Annotated in this window: 17 protein-coding genes; 9 read left to right on the top strand and 8 right to left on the bottom strand. The window is 61.4% G+C overall.

Annotated elements, in window-relative coordinates:
* Nucleotides 1–29 precede the first annotated feature (29 nt).
* The 4 genes from AO692_RS00295 to AO692_RS00280 form a co-directional block, all read right to left on the bottom strand.
* Nucleotides 30–938, bottom strand: coding sequence for a fatty acid desaturase (locus tag AO692_RS00295; protein ID WP_244483215.1), 909 nt, complete (start codon nucleotides 936–938; stop codon nucleotides 30–32).
* Nucleotides 939–991: 53 nt separating this feature from the next.
* Nucleotides 992–1,771 carry a formyl transferase gene (locus tag AO692_RS00290; RefSeq protein ID WP_054308029.1) on the bottom strand — a complete coding sequence of 260 codons (780 nt, stop codon included), beginning with the start codon at nucleotides 1,769–1,771 and terminating at the stop codon, nucleotides 992–994.
* A 133-nt stretch (nucleotides 1,772–1,904) separates the two neighbouring features.
* The gene (locus AO692_RS00285) at nucleotides 1,905–2,480 is read right to left on the bottom strand and encodes a DUF4893 domain-containing protein (RefSeq protein ID WP_054308028.1); all 576 of its coding nucleotides are present in this window, start codon (nucleotides 2,478–2,480) and stop codon (nucleotides 1,905–1,907) included.
* 119 nt (nucleotides 2,481–2,599) lie between these two features.
* Entirely contained in the window at nucleotides 2,600–3,229 is a 630-nt protein-coding gene (locus tag AO692_RS00280) for a DUF1638 domain-containing protein (protein WP_054308427.1), read from the bottom strand.
* Nucleotides 3,230–3,383: 154 nt separating this feature from the next.
* On the opposite strand from AO692_RS00280, the gene AO692_RS32095 reads away from it, so the two are divergent.
* Nucleotides 3,384–3,521, top strand: a complete 138-nt coding sequence (locus AO692_RS32095; protein ID WP_082407155.1) for an entericidin A/B family lipoprotein — start codon at nucleotides 3,384–3,386, stop codon at nucleotides 3,519–3,521.
* 57 nt (nucleotides 3,522–3,578) lie between these two features.
* Here AO692_RS32095 and AO692_RS00275 read toward each other — a convergent pair whose 3' ends face one another.
* Nucleotides 3,579–4,277: a B12-binding domain-containing protein gene (locus AO692_RS00275; protein WP_054308027.1), complete on the bottom strand. Its 699-nt coding sequence runs from the start codon at nucleotides 4,275–4,277 to the stop codon at nucleotides 3,579–3,581.
* Nucleotides 4,278–4,536: 259 nt separating this feature from the next.
* On the opposite strand from AO692_RS00275, the gene AO692_RS00270 reads away from it, so the two are divergent.
* The 8 genes from AO692_RS00270 (at nucleotide 4,537) to AO692_RS00235 (ending at nucleotide 13,060) form a co-directional block, all read left to right on the top strand.
* Complete coding sequence (locus AO692_RS00270; RefSeq protein WP_054308026.1) at nucleotides 4,537–6,114, top strand: trimethylamine methyltransferase family protein; 1,578 nt, start codon at nucleotides 4,537–4,539, stop codon at nucleotides 6,112–6,114.
* A gap of 123 nt (nucleotides 6,115–6,237) precedes the next feature.
* Nucleotides 6,238–6,939, top strand: a complete 702-nt coding sequence (locus AO692_RS00265; RefSeq protein WP_244483214.1) for a 4Fe-4S dicluster domain-containing protein — start codon at nucleotides 6,238–6,240, stop codon at nucleotides 6,937–6,939.
* 147 nt (nucleotides 6,940–7,086) lie between these two features.
* Nucleotides 7,087–7,764 (top strand): FadR/GntR family transcriptional regulator, encoded by a 678-nt coding sequence (locus AO692_RS00260; RefSeq protein ID WP_054308025.1) that lies wholly within the window; start codon nucleotides 7,087–7,089, stop codon nucleotides 7,762–7,764.
* Nucleotides 7,761–9,074, top strand: a complete 1,314-nt coding sequence (locus AO692_RS00255; protein ID WP_082407154.1) for an MFS transporter — start codon at nucleotides 7,761–7,763, stop codon at nucleotides 9,072–9,074. Before AO692_RS00260 ends, AO692_RS00255 begins: the two co-directional genes overlap by 4 nt.
* Nucleotides 9,075–9,142: 68 nt before the next feature.
* Nucleotides 9,143–9,883, top strand: coding sequence for a dienelactone hydrolase family protein (locus AO692_RS00250; protein WP_054308024.1), 741 nt, complete (start codon nucleotides 9,143–9,145; stop codon nucleotides 9,881–9,883).
* Between the two features lie 106 nt (nucleotides 9,884–9,989).
* A complete protein-coding gene (locus AO692_RS00245) occupies nucleotides 9,990–10,550 on the top strand; it encodes an RNA polymerase sigma factor (protein WP_054308023.1) in 561 nt (186 codons plus the stop codon).
* 2 nt (nucleotides 10,551–10,552) lie between these two features.
* Nucleotides 10,553–12,610 carry a VWA domain-containing protein gene (locus tag AO692_RS00240; protein WP_054308022.1) on the top strand — a complete coding sequence of 686 codons (2,058 nt, stop codon included), beginning with the start codon at nucleotides 10,553–10,555 and terminating at the stop codon, nucleotides 12,608–12,610.
* 258 nt (nucleotides 12,611–12,868) lie between these two features.
* Complete coding sequence (locus tag AO692_RS00235; protein ID WP_054308021.1) at nucleotides 12,869–13,060, top strand: hypothetical protein; 192 nt, start codon at nucleotides 12,869–12,871, stop codon at nucleotides 13,058–13,060.
* Nucleotides 13,061–13,078: 18 nt separating this feature from the next.
* Here AO692_RS00235 and bmt read toward each other — a convergent pair whose 3' ends face one another.
* From bmt to AO692_RS00220, 3 genes are all read right to left on the bottom strand, one after another.
* Entirely contained in the window at nucleotides 13,079–14,101 is a 1,023-nt protein-coding gene (bmt, locus tag AO692_RS00230) for a betaine--homocysteine S-methyltransferase (protein WP_054308020.1), read from the bottom strand.
* A 144-nt stretch (nucleotides 14,102–14,245) separates the two neighbouring features.
* A complete protein-coding gene (locus tag AO692_RS00225; RefSeq protein ID WP_244483213.1) occupies nucleotides 14,246–14,842 on the bottom strand; it encodes an urea carboxylase-associated family protein in 597 nt (198 codons plus the stop codon).
* A 38-nt stretch (nucleotides 14,843–14,880) separates the two neighbouring features.
* Complete coding sequence (locus AO692_RS00220; protein WP_054308019.1) at nucleotides 14,881–15,738, bottom strand: helix-turn-helix transcriptional regulator; 858 nt, start codon at nucleotides 15,736–15,738, stop codon at nucleotides 14,881–14,883.
* Nucleotides 15,739–15,920: the final 182 nt, after the last annotated feature.

The raw sequence follows: 15,920 nt of genomic DNA, 5'->3' as shown, positions 1-15,920 counted from the left end.
CACCCTGCAGCGGCCCTGAAAATAGCTGCCTAGTCGTGCTTGCTGAAATCGCTCACGAGCTTGCGATGGAAACGCACATAGCCACGTTCCGTCGAGCGCAAATGCTCGGCGATGATTTCGTGAAAACGCGGCAGGCGGTGGAAGGGCACTGCCGGATAGGAGTGATGCTCGGCGTGGTAGGGCATGTTCCACGCCACGAAACGTACGATGGCCGTGGTGAAAGTGGTGCGCGTGTTTTCGAGCATGTTGGCAACATGCGGGCAGCGTGTGTGCTCGGCCAGGAGGTAAGCCCGCAGGAAGGGCTGACCGATAAGCACCGGCACGATCCATACCCACAGCAGCGCCGTCGATTGCAAGAGCAGAGAGCCGGCCAACAACAGGGCGTAAAGGCCCAGAAACCATCGTGCCTCCGAGATAACCTTGGCACGACCTTTTTCCGGCACGAAGGAATCATCGTTGCGGCCGGAAGCATTGATGGCGATGACCTTGACCATGCCACTCCAATAAGGCCAGCCGGACAGGTAGCGCAGATACTGCGCGATTGTCTCGGGCTTCGGGCTCATCAGTTCCGGATCGTTGTCCGGATCGTGCGTGTAGCGATGATGGGCGAAATGGAAATAGCGGAACCAGGCTGGCGGCAGCAGGATGAGGAAGCCGGAAACGGCGGCGGCCATGCGGTTCAGGCGTTCGGTGCGAAATGCCGTCTCGTGGATCGTCTCGTGAAGCAGCGTGAACAGGAAGACGATGAAGATGCCGAGCGGCGGCATCAGCACAGGCCAGAATGGAACCTGGAACAGTATGAGGGCGGCAAGCAGCACGATCAGTCCGCCATGGAGCACGAGCCGCAGCACACCGGGCGCGTCCTGTTTTTCGGTCAGATCGCGTCGATCCTCGACCGAGAGGGATGCAATGATCTGCCTGTGGTCGATCTCAGCCATAGGTGAAGTGTAATGCCGTCGTGCCGCAGCGTAAACGGAAGGAGGCCTCTGGCCTACCAGATGCCGCGGCGTATGCCGGTCCACACATAGGACCAGACCGTCGGATGAAACCAGATTTGAGAGGGCAGGCCGGGATCGAAGGGGTCGATGCGGCCGGCCAGAACCTTCTCGACCACATCGACGCAGGCGTCGCGCGAAATCGCAGCCTGGCGCAGTGGATAGGACGAGATGGTATCGCCGCGACCAGGCTTGCCGCGCGTGTGGCGCAGCACTGCGCCGGTGTCGACACCGGCATCGACGAGGTGAACGGTTGTACCAAAATTCTCGACGTCATTGTTCACCAGCGCCCAGTAAGCGCCGTTCATGCCGCGGTATTTTGGATTGATGCCCGCGTGATAGTTGATGACGGGGCAGGGGATGGAAGCCAATGTCTCGCTCGTCAGCACACGGCATCCGGCAAGCAATACGACGCCTGGCTTGATGTCGGTTATAGCCTTGATCGCCTCCGGCGCGTTGGCGGAGGGCACGTGCACGATGTCCTGGCCCGGCTTTGGCTGAGTCTTGAGATTGTATTCGGTCGCGATCTCTTCGGCATGCGCAGTACCGAAACGCTTGCCGAGTCGCACCAGCAGCATGGTGCCGATCTGACCGAAAACGGAGACCCAACCTTGCCGCACGGCGCGGCGCTTAAGCAGCGACCATTTGGAGATAGGCGTCTCAAGGATGACGGTGACGTTTGTGAAACGGTCGGCAATGGCATTGACGATCGCCCAGATATGGTCGCCGCCTTCGGTGACGACGACGACGGGTGCCGTGTCTGCAGCCTCGTTCATCCTTGGAAGTCCAGCCTCTTAGAGCTTGGCCGCGTGCGCAGTTGCAGCGGTCGCAAGTTCAGTCCCCAGTCAAAATACCCTCGGCCGAGCCGGTTAATCCTTTATGTCAGCGTTGTTCAAGAACCAAGATCGATCAGCGTTTGAATTCGATGATGTCGAGTTTGGATTCATAGTAGGGCGCCGGAAATTCGACACGCCAGGCGTTCGGTCCGGTGCGGAAGGCATAACCGACCTGGTCGGTCTTGGGGCCAGTGCCATAGCGTTGCGCCTTCTCGCCTGCGACGAAACCAGAGCCCAGATAGATCGCGCGCTTCTCGCCGTCGTCATAGAAACGACCCTTGGTGCGCTGGGAGCCGGTGGTCTTTTCCAGCGCCCAGCCGGAGCCGTCGTCGGTGACGCGGCACTTGAACCAGCCGTAGATGACAAGCGGGCCGAGTCCGCCGGCCTTGATGGTGCGGCATTGCCAGTTGCCGGTGAGATCCTTGTCCGAGAAAGTGACCAGGGGGCGGGCGAGCAGCGTGTCGAGTTCTTTTACCTCGCGTGGTTGACCGGCCCTGGCTTCGGCAAGTGCTGCCTTGCGGGTCTCGTCATATTTGGTCAGCCGCGCCTTGTCCGCCGGCGTGATCAATTTTTGCACCACGCCGTCCGCCAGAGCATTTCCGGCGAACAGGAGGGTGGCAACGGTGATTACATAGGCGCGCAGATGCATGTCGTGTCCCCAGTGCGTCGACGACGGCGTTATAGCTCGCACGAGTGACGGAAAACCAGTCCAACTATCGGGGAGTCTATATCGACGGAGCGGGCGAGCGATTGCGACGCTGCAGATGATCAGCGTTCGGCCGCCGAAAGGATCGCGGGCGCGAGATCGCCATAGCCGGTGAAGCGATATTCATAGTCGAGGCCCAGATAGTCGGCTGCCCACTTCGCTTTCTCCTGCAGGACCTTGTCATCGGTCTGCGCCAGATAGACGATCTTGGTGTAATTGCCGAAGACCATTTCCTTGAGTTCGGGATGTTTGTCGAGCTTGAGCGGTTCGATGACAAAAGCCTCGAACTGGCGCGTGATCAGGTCGGTCAGGTAGAAGGCCGTGAATTCGTCCTCAGCTACCTTTGCAAAGGCCTCATTGCCGCTGAAGAAGGCATAGCAGTGTGGTCCGCCGATACGCTCGATGCCCTCTTCCTCGCAGATCTTGTCGAGCTCGCCGCGCGTGCCGCATTCGGCATAACCGATGAAGATGCGACTGTAGCCTTCCGTTCGTGCCTTGGCGATCGCCTCACGCATCGCGGGCGCGATCTTGTCGGGATAGACATGCCAGATTGCCGGCAGACAGATCAGGTCGACATGGTCGAGATGGTTGGCTTTGCAGACCGCCAGCACCTCACGCGCGATCGCGCCGCAAGCAATGACCCGAACGCGCTCTATGAGCGGAGCGGCCGAGGGAATCTCCCCATCAACCATCACCACAGCGTCGGCGATGGCTGCCGGATCGAGGTTCTGTTGTGTTGCCATGCGGATCACTCCAACATCGCCATTCGCGTTCTGCACAACGTTGGAACTGTGTTATCTCTTTGGCGTTGATGATTGTTACATCGCCATAAGGGAGACACCGTCCATGAAACTGTCACGCATCGCACCGCTCGCCGTCATTGCCGTGGCGCTCGTACTCTCCGGCTGTGCCAATACGGTTCGTGGCGTCGGCAAGGACGTCAAGGGCACAGCCCGCGCCGTCGAGGACACGGTCAAAAACTGACCAGCTCCCCACAATTGGTTACGACAAGGCCGCGTCGCAAGACGCGGCCTTTCGCGATCAGGCTGAAGCGCGCACGTTGTGCTTGCGTTTCATGAAGTCCTTGGCGGTTTCCACCGCCACCGCAGCGTCGCGGCAATAAGCATCGGCGCCGACGGCTTTGCCGAATTCCTCATTGAGCGGGGCGCCGCCGACCAGAACGACATAGTCGTCGCGAATGCCCTTTTCCTTCATCGTGTCGATGACGACCTTCATGTAAGGCATGGTGGTGGTGAGCAGCGCCGACATGCCGATGATGTCCGGCTGATGCTGCTCGATCGCGTCGAGATATTTCTCGACCGGGTTGTTGATGCCGAGGTCGATGACGTCGAAGCCCGCGCCTTCCATCATCATGCCGACAAGGTTCTTGCCGATGTCGTGAATGTCGCCCTTGACGGTGCCGATCACCATCTTGCCCTGCTTGGGAGCGCCAGTGGCTGCGAGCAGCGGGCGCAGGATGAACATGCCTGCCTTCATCGCATTTGCGGAAAGCAGCACTTCCGGCACGAACAGGATGCCGTCGCGGAAATCCTCGCCGACAATGCGCATGCCTTCGACCAGCGCCTCGGTGAGGACCGTGTAAGGTGCCCAGCCACGCTCCAGGAGGATGTTCGTGCCTTCCTCGATTTCTTCCTTGAGGCCGTCATAAAGATCGTCGTGCATCTGCTGCACGAGTTCCTCGTCGGAGAGTTCGGAAAGGATGATCTCGTCGTCGGACATGTTTGATCTATCTCCCTGCGGCCGCGCGACCTTGTCGCAAGGCACCAATCGTCGCGTCAATACCTACCGTGCGACGACGCGCATCCATAGCTGATTTGCGACTTTCCGCAAAAGGAAAGCGACCGGGAATCTGTTGTTCTTCTTGTCGATTTTGCGACAGGCGTTGGCGCTCGCTGGCCGTTTCGGATAGGGTGCATGACTACGATCCGGGGAAGCAGCCGCCGTGAGGCGGTCGAACGGATTTCAAGGAAGAGCGATCATGAGTGAGAACGCGGCAGTCGATCACGAAGCGGCGGCGGGCGGCAGGCGAGGGCGTGGAGACCGGGGTGGCGCCGCCGCCAGACGCGCCGCGCGCACCGGCGGTGGACCCGGCCAGCAGCTCACCTATATCCGGCGCCAGATCAAGGTCTATGAAGTGCTGGACGAGGAAGGCCTGGCACTGATCGAGAAGAACGCCGACACGGTTCTCGAAGAGACCGGGATCGAATTCCGCGACGATGCCGAAGCGCTTCAATTGTGGAAGCAGGCCGGAGCCGATGTGAAGGGCGAGCGCGTTCGCTTTCCGCGAGGGCTCTGCCGCTCCCTGCTCAAGACCGCGCCGAAGCAGTATACCCAGCATGCGCGCAACTCGGAGCGTTCGGTACAGATCGGCGGCAATGCCACGGTCTTCGCACCCGTCTACGGACCGCCCTTCGTGCGCGACCTCGACGGCAACCGCCGCTATGCGACGATCGAGGATTTCCGCAATTTCGTGAAGCTCGCCTATATGGCGCCGTCGATCCACCATTCGGGTGGAACGGTGTGCGAACCGGTCGATGTGCCGGTCAACAAGCGCCATCTCGACATGATCTATTCGCACATCAAATATTCGGATAAGCCGTTCATGGGCTCTGTCACGGCGCCGGAACGCGCGGAAGACACCGTCGCGATGGCCAAGCTGGTGTTCGGCGACGACTTTGTCGAAAACAACACGGTGCTGACTTCGCTGATCAACGCCAACTCGCCAATGGTTTTCGACGAGACGATGCTGGGTGCACTGAAGGTCTATGCACGCCACAACCAGGCCTGCATCGTCACCCCGTTCATCCTAGCCGGTGCGATGAGCCCGGTGACGGTAGCCGGCACGCTGACGCAGGTCCTGGCAGAGGTTCTGGCCGGCGCTTCCTTCACCCAGCTCATCCGGCCCGGTGCGCCAGTGCTGTTCGGCACCTTCGCTTCGTCAATCTCGATGCAGTCGGGTGCGCCGACCTTCGGCACACCGGAGCCGTCGCTGGTATCCTACGGTGCTGCGCAACTGGCGCGTCGGCTCGGCCTGCCGTTCCGTACCGGCGGTTCGCTGTGCGCCTCCAAGATCCCGGACGCGCAGGCAGCCTATGAAAGTGCCAACACGCTGAATTCGACCATTCTTGCCGGCACCAATTTCGTGTTGCATTCGGCTGGCTGGCTCGAGGGCGGACTGGCCTCCTGCTATGAGAAGTTCATGATGGACGTCGACCAGCTCGGCATGCAGCAGAAGTTTGCCGAGGGCGTCGATCTGTCGGAGAACGGCCAGGCGATGGACGCCATCCGCCAGGTTGGCCCGGGCAGCCACTATCTCGGCTGCGACCACACCCAGGCCAACTTCCAGACGGCCTTCTACCGTTCCGCCATCGCCGACAACAACTCCTATGAGCAGTGGTTGGCAGAAGGTGAGAAGACGGCACCGCAGCGCGCCAACGAGCTGGCCCGGCGCTGGCTGGAGAGCTACGAGGCACCGGATCTCGACCAGGGCATCGATGAGGCGCTGCAAGCCTTCATCACCAAGAAGAAGGAGTCGATGCCCGACGCCTTCACGTGAAAGGAGCCCGATTCAGGCCGGGCTAAAGTGGCCAACATCATTCACAAGGAAGTCTGGCGGAGTGCGTTTTCCGACCCGGACAAAAGGTGATGTCGGTCGATCGCCAATGAAGGTCGGGTCGCCGTGAGCAACCATCGTCAGGCCAAAGATCCGCGCCTGCAGAAGATTTCGAGCCAACTCGCCGCGCATGGCCTTATCCTGCGCGGCGGTTTTGTGTTCGGGGATGGCGAAGCGGCGCTCGAGCCCTCGGAGGCGAGACCGGCGAAGTCTGTTCTTCTGGTCGGACAGGCGGGCGCGGCACCCTGGCCGTACTTCCTAGGATGGCGGGAGCAGCAGCCGCGGGATCTTCAAAACCCGCTCGACACATGGTCGCGGGAGGTGATCGACATGGTCGCGGCGCATTTCAGCGCGTGGACTGTTTATCCCTCCGACAAACCTTATCAGCCGTTCCAGCAATGGGCGATGCGGGCGGAGGGATTGAAACCGTCACCGCTCGGCATCCTTATGCATCCCGAATATGGCTTGTGGCACGCATATCGTGGGGCACTGCTGTTTGCCGACGAGATTCCGATTCCAGACATTCACGATCCGATTCATCTTTGCGACCAATGTGTCGGAAAACCCTGCCTGAAATCCTGTCCGGTGGATGCTTATTCTGGCGACGGTTTTGCCTATCAGTCTTGTCTCGCGCATGTCCGAGGCACGGATGGTGAGCCATGCCGGGCTGGCGGTTGTCTGGATCGTAATGCTTGTCCCTATGGGACGGGTTATCGCTATCCCGCCGACGTGCAGGCCTTTCACATGGCGAGCTATGCCGGCCTGTAGCTGTTTGCTTCGGGCACCTAATGGCTGCCACTCTCCAGAGGTGTCTGGCCCAATCGTTTCGTTCGGATCGTCCTTGCCTCGTGGTTGACCTCAAACACACATGAACATATTCATCAAGTCATCCGATGACTTGATGAATATGTTACGATGCAACCAGCCAATCGCACGAATCTCACCGACAGCGCCACAGAAAGCCTGCGCACCGAAATTCTCAGCGGCCGCTGGCTGGTCGGCGGCCGCATTCCCAATGAAGCCGCCTTGTCCGACCAGCTTCTTGTCAGCCGCGGCACAGTGCGGGAAGCCGTGCGGGCGCTGGTTTCGCAAGGCCTGCTCGAGACACGCCAGGGGTCCGGGACCTATGTACGCTCGGCTGTCGACCCTACAGCGGCGCTGGTGCGGGTCAGGCGGGCCTGCCTGCGCGACCAGTGGGAAGCGCGCACGGCGCTCGATGTGGAGGCGGCGCGGCTGGCGGCGCTTCGACACACACCGGCGGACATCGAAAGGCTCAGTCGCCTGCTCGCCGAGCGCGGCACGGTCGCCGATGACGGACAGCACAATTTCGTCTGCCGCGACCTCGCTTTCCACAAGGCGATCGTGGCGATGTCGGGCAATCGCGCCATGGTGGAGCTCTACGACTTCTTCACCGCGGCGATTGCCGAGACCATCCAGGCGACGCTGGGCGGCGACCTGCCGGAACCGGATGTTCCGATGCACGCGCAGATCATCGAGGCCATCGCCTCTGGCGATCCGGACCGCGCCGGTGATGCCGTCCGTGCTTTCATGACACCCGTTCTCCTGCAACTCGACCGGCATCTCGCACAATGAACCAGACTTTCCGTCAGAACCGGCCTCAGGCCGGACAATCGGCCATGGACGCTATCGACGACCAGCTCATCGACGCCGAAGCCGACAGCCTGCCACCGCCGCAAGCGCCCGTGCTTGCAAGCCCGGCCGCACGCATCCTGCTTGGCGCCAGCCTCGTGCTGATCGCCTTCAACCTGCGGCCGATATTTTCCAGCCTCTCGGTGCTGTTGCCGGAGATGATGCAGGCAACGGGCCTGTCCAGCACCGGTGCTTCGCTGCTGACGACGCTGCCGGTGCTGTGTCTCGGCATCTTTGCGCCCTTTGCGCCCAGGCTGGCGCAGCGCTACGGCGCCGAGCGCACGCTGCTTGGCGTCATGGCACTGGTCACGCTGGGCACGGCGCTACGCGGATTTGGATCGGTGCCGATCCTGTTTGCCGCCACCTTCATCGCGGGCGCCGCCATCGCGGTCGGCAACGTGCTGTTGCCCGGTTTGGTCAAGCGCGACTTTCCCGACAGCATGGCGCTGATGACCGGCCTTTATACGATGGCGTTGTGCGCGGGAGCGGCCGCCGCTTCCGGGCTGACGCTACCGGTCGAACATTACATCACGGGCTCCTGGGCCGTCGCACTCGCCGCCTGGGCGGTACCGGCTTTTGCCGTTCTGCTGCTGTGGACGCCGCAGGCATTCGCCACCCGCCACCGGACAAGCCATAGCGGTTTCCGTGTCACCGGACTGTGGCGAGACCCGCTGGCATGGCAGGTCACGCTGTTCATGGGCCTGCAGTCGGCACTGGCCTACAGCATCTTCGGTTGGCTGGCCCCGATCCTGCGCGAGCGTGGCTTCGACGCGACCGCCGCCGGCGCGATCGTCTCGGTATCCGTGATGGCCCAGGTCGTTGCTTGCCTGGCAGTGCCGCCAATCGCGGTTCGCTGCCGTAATCAGAGCATCGTCAATGTCGCCCTGGTCGCTGTCGCGGTCGTTGCGCTGCTGGGTATGCTGTTCGCGCCAACCTCCATGACGCTGCCTCTGGCCATCGTCCAGGGGTTGGGACAGGGTGGTTTGATCGCTGCTGCGATGACAGTGATCGTCTTGCGCTCGCCCGACCCGCATGTGGCGTCGCATCTTTCCGGCATGGCGCAGGGCGTTGGCTATGTGCTGGCTGCGATCGGCCCGCTGCTGGTCGGTTTGATCCATGGCTGGACCGGAAGCTTCGCTGCCTGCGCAATCCTTTTTACGGCTCTCGGTCTCGGGGTCGCGGTGATGGGGTTCGGAGCCGGCCGAACGCAGCTGGTCGGTGCACGCACGGTGCGTCTCGAAAAGCACGGCTGACGACCCGGCTTGCCTGCCGCGAGGCTCGCGCTATCTATCCGTTCCCATTTCCCCCAACATGGAGACGGATGGTGCCTTCAGCCAGCAAGCGCGACATCACGATCAGAACCCCGGACGGTGTGGCGCGGGCTTCCATGTTCCGCACCGGACAGGTGAAAGCCGGGGTCGTCCTATACATGGATGCCTTTGGACCACGTCCCGCGCTTTATGACATGGCAGCCAGGCTCTCCGGTCACGGCTACGCGGTACTGGTGCCGGATCTGTTCTATCGCAACACGCCCTACGGGCCGTTCGACGCCAAGACCGCCTTTGCCGAGGAAAAGAGCAAGGCGGCGCTCACGGCCCTGATCAGTGGCACGACGCAAGACATGACCGCCCGCGACAGCGGCGCTTTCATTACGGCACTCGAGACAGAAGGTGTGCGGGGGGCGATCGGCGTTGTCGGCTATTGCATGGGTGGCGGTCGCGCGCTCAACGCCGCGGCGGCGTACCCTGACAAGATCGCGGCCGCCGCGAGCTTCCATGGCGGCCGGCTGGGAACGGATGCACCCGACAGCCCGACTTCGAATGCGGCCAAGATCAAGGCGCGCGTCTATGTCGGCTCGGCCGGCGTCGACGGCAGCTTCCCACCGGAGCAGTCCGCCCGGCTGGCGCGGGCATTGCGGGAAGCGGAAGTCGACCACGTCATCGAGAACTATGTCGGCATGCAGCATGGCTGGTGCGTGTCGGATCACAGCGTTTTCGACATTGCCGGCGCCGAACGCCATTGGAAGCGTTTGATAGACTTCTTTGGCGAAACCCTGGGCTAATCTCTTCGACGAGTCCGCCAGCCCCGATGCCTTTTCAACTGCTTTGAGGAAAAATCTTCCCATCCGCCCAAGGATTGGCCAATAGGCGTCGTCCAACAGGCAAATGATGGCGATGATGCTGGACGACGAGGCATCCGACACCGAGTTGATCGGGCGGGCCAGAGAAGGAGATAGGGACGCGTTCGGCCAACTGGTCGGGCGTCACTACGATTTTGTCTACCGCGTCGCCTATCGCTGGTGCGGCCGTAAGGCCGATGCCGAGGATGTCGCCCAGGACGTGTGTGTACGGCTCGGCCGGGCGATCCGTGATTATCGCGGCGGTGGTGCCTTCACCAGCTGGCTTTATGCCATGACCTTGAATGCCGCCCGCGACCTTGCACGCAAGAGCGCCCGGGAGAGTGCAAAGACGGAGGCGTATGGTAGCCATACACTGATCGTCGGGCAGGCGCGGGCCGCTGAAGAAAATGATCCGGTGGATGCGCTCTGGGCGGCGGTGCGACTGCTTCCCGACAAGCAGCGCGAGGCAGTTCTGCTGGTCTATGGGGAGGGACTCAATCACGCGGCTGCGGCCGAAACGATGGCAATCTCGGAGGCGACGGTTTCGTGGCACATCCATGAAGCGAAGAAACGGCTGAAAGTTCTGATGCGTTCAGTCGGGGAAGTTTGACCATGGTCGATGACAACGAACTGAAAAAGCTGCGCGATGCGGCAGTGCCAGGCCCGGGTGCCGAGGCACGCGCGCGCGCGCTCGCCGCCGCCATGACGGCCTTCGATGAAAAAGATGAAGCAGCCCCCCAAGGAACGGCGGCGACGCCGCGTCTCACTTCCCGAGCACTCACGCTCTGGAGAGAGATCATGCAGAAGAAGCTCATCGCCACACCGGCCATCGCCGGTCTCGTCGCACTGCCGATTGCCGGCTACACGGCTTTCCACCTTATGCAGGAACAGAGATCAGCGGTCGACGCAAGCGATAGCGTCGCCGAGACGCTTGCGGACAAGCCGGCGTCGGCAAAACCGGACACGCAGCCACCAGTGGCTGCGGCTCCCTCGACAGATGAAATCAAGCAAAAGATCGCTCCTGTGGCGTCTGCCGCGAAACCCGAGGCTGCCACGCCTGCCGGCAACGTGCAGGCTGCTCCGCGCAAAGAGTTCGCGCGGATGAAAAGCGCCGAGATGAAATCGGCCGCGCCTTTGGCCGAGAGCGAATCCGCCGATTCCTTGACGGGCAGCCCGGCGAGTACAACATTGATGGCTGAGCCCTCGATCGCGCCGGCGCCGATGCCTGCCGATACCGTGCAGCCGCGCGAGGAAAACCGCGACCGCGTCCAGGATTTCAAGACCAATCCGGTCCGCTCGGCAAAAGAAGATCCGGTCTCGACCTTTTCCATCGATGTCGATACCGCGTCCTATTCCTTTGTTCGTCGCTCGCTGAAGGATGGGCTTTTGCCGCAGGCAGATACCGTCCGCGTCGAGGAGATGGTCAATTACTTCCCTTACGACTGGAAGGGACCGACCGACGCTGCGACCCCATTCAACACGACGGTCAGCGTCATGCCGGCGCCGTGGAATGCCGAACACAAGCTCATGCATGTCGCCATCAAAGGCTACGATATGCAGCCCACGGTACAGCCAAAGGCCAATCTGGTTTTTCTGATCGATGTGTCCGGCTCGATGGACGAGCCGGATAAGCTGCCATTGCTGAAATCCGCTTTCCGCCTGCTGATCAACAAGCTCAAAGCTGACGATACTGTCTCTATCGTCACCTATGCGGGCGATGCCGGTACAGTGCTGGAGCCGACCAAAGCGTCGGAGAAGGACAAGATCCTGCGGGCCATCGATGGCCTTGCGCCGGGTGGTTCGACAGCCGGGGAGGCAGGCATCCGCGAGGCCTACCGGCTGGCGCAGAAATCCTTCGTCAAAAGTGGCATCAACCGGGTGATGCTTGCCACCGATGGCGATTTCAACGTCGGCCAGACCGACGATGACGATCTCAAGCGACTGATCGAGAAGCAGCGCGAGACGGGCGTGTTCCTTTCGGTTTTCGGCTTCGGGCGCGGCAATCTCAACGACCAGATGATGCAGACCATTGCCCAGAACGGCAATGGCACCGCCGCCTATATCGACACATTGGCCGAAGCGGAGAAAGTGCTGGTCGAAGGCGCTTCCTCGACATTGTTCCCGATTGCCAAGGACGTGAAGATCCAGGTCGAGTTCAATCCCGCCAAGGTCGCGGAATACCGGCTGATCGGCTACGAGACGCGGGCGTTGAATCGAGAAGACTTCAACAATGACCGTGTGGATGCGGGCGAAATCGGTTCGGGCCATTCCGTGACGGCGATCTATGAGCTGACGCCGAAAGGGGGCACGCAACAGGTCGACGATCTGCGCTACGGTGAGGCGACGACCAGCAATGGCGGTGTTTCCAATGCGGACGAATTTGCGTTCGTGAAGATCCGCTACAAACTGCCGGATGCGGATACGTCCAAGCTGATCACCACGCCGGTGACCGGTGCCAACGAAGTGTCGTCCTTCGATGCTGCCGGCGCCGACCAGCGCTTCTCGGTCGCGGTCGCGGCTTTCGGGCAGAAGCTGCGCAACGAGGATGCGACCGCCAAATTCGGCTATGACCGCATCCAGGAGATCGCCAGCGCCGCGCGCGGCGCCGATCCATTCGGTTATCGGGCGGAATTCCTGTCTTTGGTGCGGCTGGCGGCAGCGATGAACTAGCAGGCTGCCCTCTCTCCGTCTCAGCGGAGAGAGGGCATTTCAGAAGGCTTCGGAACGATCGCGAGGATGCCTGATCGCTGCCTTTTCTTCTGATTGCTAAAATGCCGAATAATTTCGCTACCGCGGTGCAACGTAACGTCACGTAAGGACCTTCGAGGGACGCTCTTTAAGGGTTTGGACGTGCGCATAGACGGAATTTCGACTTCGGTTCAGGTGACCGCAACACAGGTCACCGAACCGGCAAGGACATCACAGGCAATGCTCAGCCGGGACGTTGAGACTGCACGCAAGACGGCATTGTCGGCGCTCACCAATGAGCGTTTTCGTGCGGCGCTGGAAAAGCTCAGCGACCCGCGCGCATCGGAAACGGTCGCGTTGATGCGCAGTGGCGGACCGTCGACCGATCTCGGCTCAGTGCAGGCTCGCTACGCCGACAACAGCAACGATTAAAAAAAGAGTACCGCCGGATCAGGCGCGCGAGCGGCGACGCTCGCGACGACCTTCGCCGGTCTCATTGGCATTGGCGCTGGCAGCCTTGTTGCGCAGCGGCCCGATGCGCTCGACGATGGTTTCAACCGTTGGGCGCACGTCCTTCTTGTGCACATCCAGCGCCTTGCGCATGGCGGCCAGGTGGGCGAAGGAGGTGCCACAGCAGCCACCAACGATCTTTGCGCCGGCATCGACGGCCAGACGCACATAGTCGGACATCAGTTCCGGCGTGCCGGAGTAATGGATTTCCGAGCCGCGGAATTCCGGGATGCCGCAATTGCCCTTGACGATGACAGTGGCCTCCGGCTTTGCCTCGGTCATGTCGAGCAGGGAAGCCAGGATATCGGACGCGCCGACGCCGCAGTTGGCGCCGACGCCGAGCGGGGCTTCGGCCAGGCCATCAGCGACGGCGTGGATATCCTTCGGCAGCAGACCCATCATGGTGCGGCCGGCGGTGTCGAAGGAACCCGTATAGGTATAGGGCAGGCCGACGCGGATTGCAGCCTCGGCGGCAGCGCGGATCTCGTCAGGTGCCGACATGGTCTCGATCCAGGCGACTTCGGCGCCACCGGCCTTCAAGCCCTCGATCTGTTCGGCAAAGGCCTCGACGGCATCCTCGTAGCTTAGCGCGCCGAGCGGAATGAGCAGCTCGCCGGTTGGGCCGACGGAGCCGGCGACGATGACTTTGCGGCCAGCCTTGTCGGCAACGGAACGCGCGATTTCCGCAGCCGTCTTGTTCAATTCGAAGACGCGGTCCTGCGCATGGTGCAGCTTCAGACGGTGACGGGTGCCGCCGAAGGAGTTGGTCAGGATGATGTCGGCGCCAGCATCGACAAAGCCCTGATGCAGCTTGGTAATGGTCTCGGGCGCGGTCTCGTTGAGGATTTCCGGCGCTTCGCCAGCCGGCAGGCCCATTGCGAACAGATTGGTGCCGGTGGCGCCATCGGCCAGAAGCACGCCCTTTTCGGCGATCAGGGCATCGATCGGATTGATGGTGGTCATGGCGCGGGCTTTCAAACTCGAGTTTGGATAAGGATATAAAGAAGTCTTTATGTCCAGTCAATGGAAGCGCGCTTCACGATCTCCTGCCTAAGACGAAAAAACACGATCTCTTGCAGAAGACGAAAATGCGTTTCACGGGTCGAACTACGCGGCCGGCGTCAGCTCGACTTCGATTTCGGTGCAGACGTCGCCATTGGTCGGATGATGATCGACCGAACAGGCTGTGACGACGACCAGGAGATCGCGTTCGGCTCGCAGCGTCACCGAACCGCCCGGCGGGTTGATGGAGGCGTCAACCAGCAATGTTCCGTCAGCGGTCGGCAGCGAGTTCTGGAAGAAGTCGACCGGGTCCGGCGTGAAGGGAAGCGCAATGCCCTCGGCGGCGAGTGCCTTATGCAGATTGTCCTGGCAACTCGGATGCTCGTCGAAACCGGCGCGGCGGTATAGCGCCGCGTTGCAGGCCGGAAAGAGCATGTCGTGCGGACCGGGGGAATCGTTCGCCACCAGTGTCAGCAGCGGCTCACCTGTGGTGCCGTAAAAATGTTCGCCGATCTGTGGGAACAATCGCTCGATGATGTCGCGGGTGTTCGACGTGCTCAGCCAATCCAGCGTTTCTCCGGTCACGAAAGCCCACAGATCGGCGACTTGTTGGCCCTTGGGGTCGATGATGCGGATGCGTTCGCCCTTTTTTATACGGAAGGCGCGGCCGGACTGCGGAGGCACGACGATATGGCGATCCAAGGATAGCTCCCTGCATTGATGACTGCGGGAGGGTGCCGTCAGGGGCGCGAAACCGCAAGGGGCAGGTCGGCCAGACGCTGGGCGAAGGCAGCCGCCTCATGTGCGTTGATCTCGGCCGCGCGGATCAGATTGTCGAAATGGCCCGTCAGCGTACGGATCGGTTGGGTGGCGTTGAGCACGATATACATGTCGCCGACATAGATCGCGGCGCGATAAGGTCCGAAGATCGTATAGGGGATCGAATAGCGCATGCGCCCGTCATAGAGATAGAGGCGGAAGGTCGGATAGAGGTCGTCGAGCAGGGCAGCCATATGCATCAGTTGCTCGCGGCGCTCTTCGGCCGGAAAGGCATCCCAGACACCCAGGCCGCGCGCGAAGATCTCCAGCGTATGGCGTGGCATGCAGACCTCCATGTCGGTCTCCGGCCGCCTGCTGTAGTCTATGCGGTACTGCGTTTCGCCGGCCTGTGCCTGTCGGCTTTTGTTGGAAATGCCCGCCTCATAGTCGACCAGCGCCTCTGTGCGCAGAAGGTCAGGGATGCCCGCCGGTACGTAGCGGATCTTGGTGCCGACCGCTTCGGCATGCCATTTGGCGATCAGCGTGCGCTCGAAGCCGCCGGAGGCTTCTTCGATTTCCAGGCTTTCGCGGATTTCGCCGGTCACGCCCTCGTCCTGCGAGAGGCCAAGCAGCCAGTCGAGCGAGACCTTGAACTCGGCGGCGATGTTGAGAAGCGTCTCCGCGCGCGGCAGGCGCACGGACGCGCCGGAAAGCAGTTGCGACAGCGCTGAACGGTCGATGCCGACGGCGGACGCGAAGGCCGACTGGTTGAGATCGGAGCGTGTCAAGAGCATTTTCAGTCGCTCTCGGAACACGGTGGAGAGGTCGCGCTTGTCCATTGCGTTGTTCCTCCAAAAGCTAGCAAAAAGTTCTACACATAGGCTTCATTCGCGCAAATGGGCGTAAATGAATCTCCCGATTTGTTTACCAAGCACATCATATGCTTGCAAAGGTGCGCAATCGCAACACTTTGTGCGCTTTGTCGCGTTGAGACAGCGTATGACTGCTGACACAATGTTGT

The organism is Mesorhizobium sp. 1M-11 (genome assembly GCF_001303895.1).
Lineage (GTDB): Bacteria > Pseudomonadota > Alphaproteobacteria > Rhizobiales > Rhizobiaceae > Mesorhizobium.
Note: the sequence above shows the minus strand (reverse complement) of the source record. Positions and strands in the feature narration are given on the sequence as shown.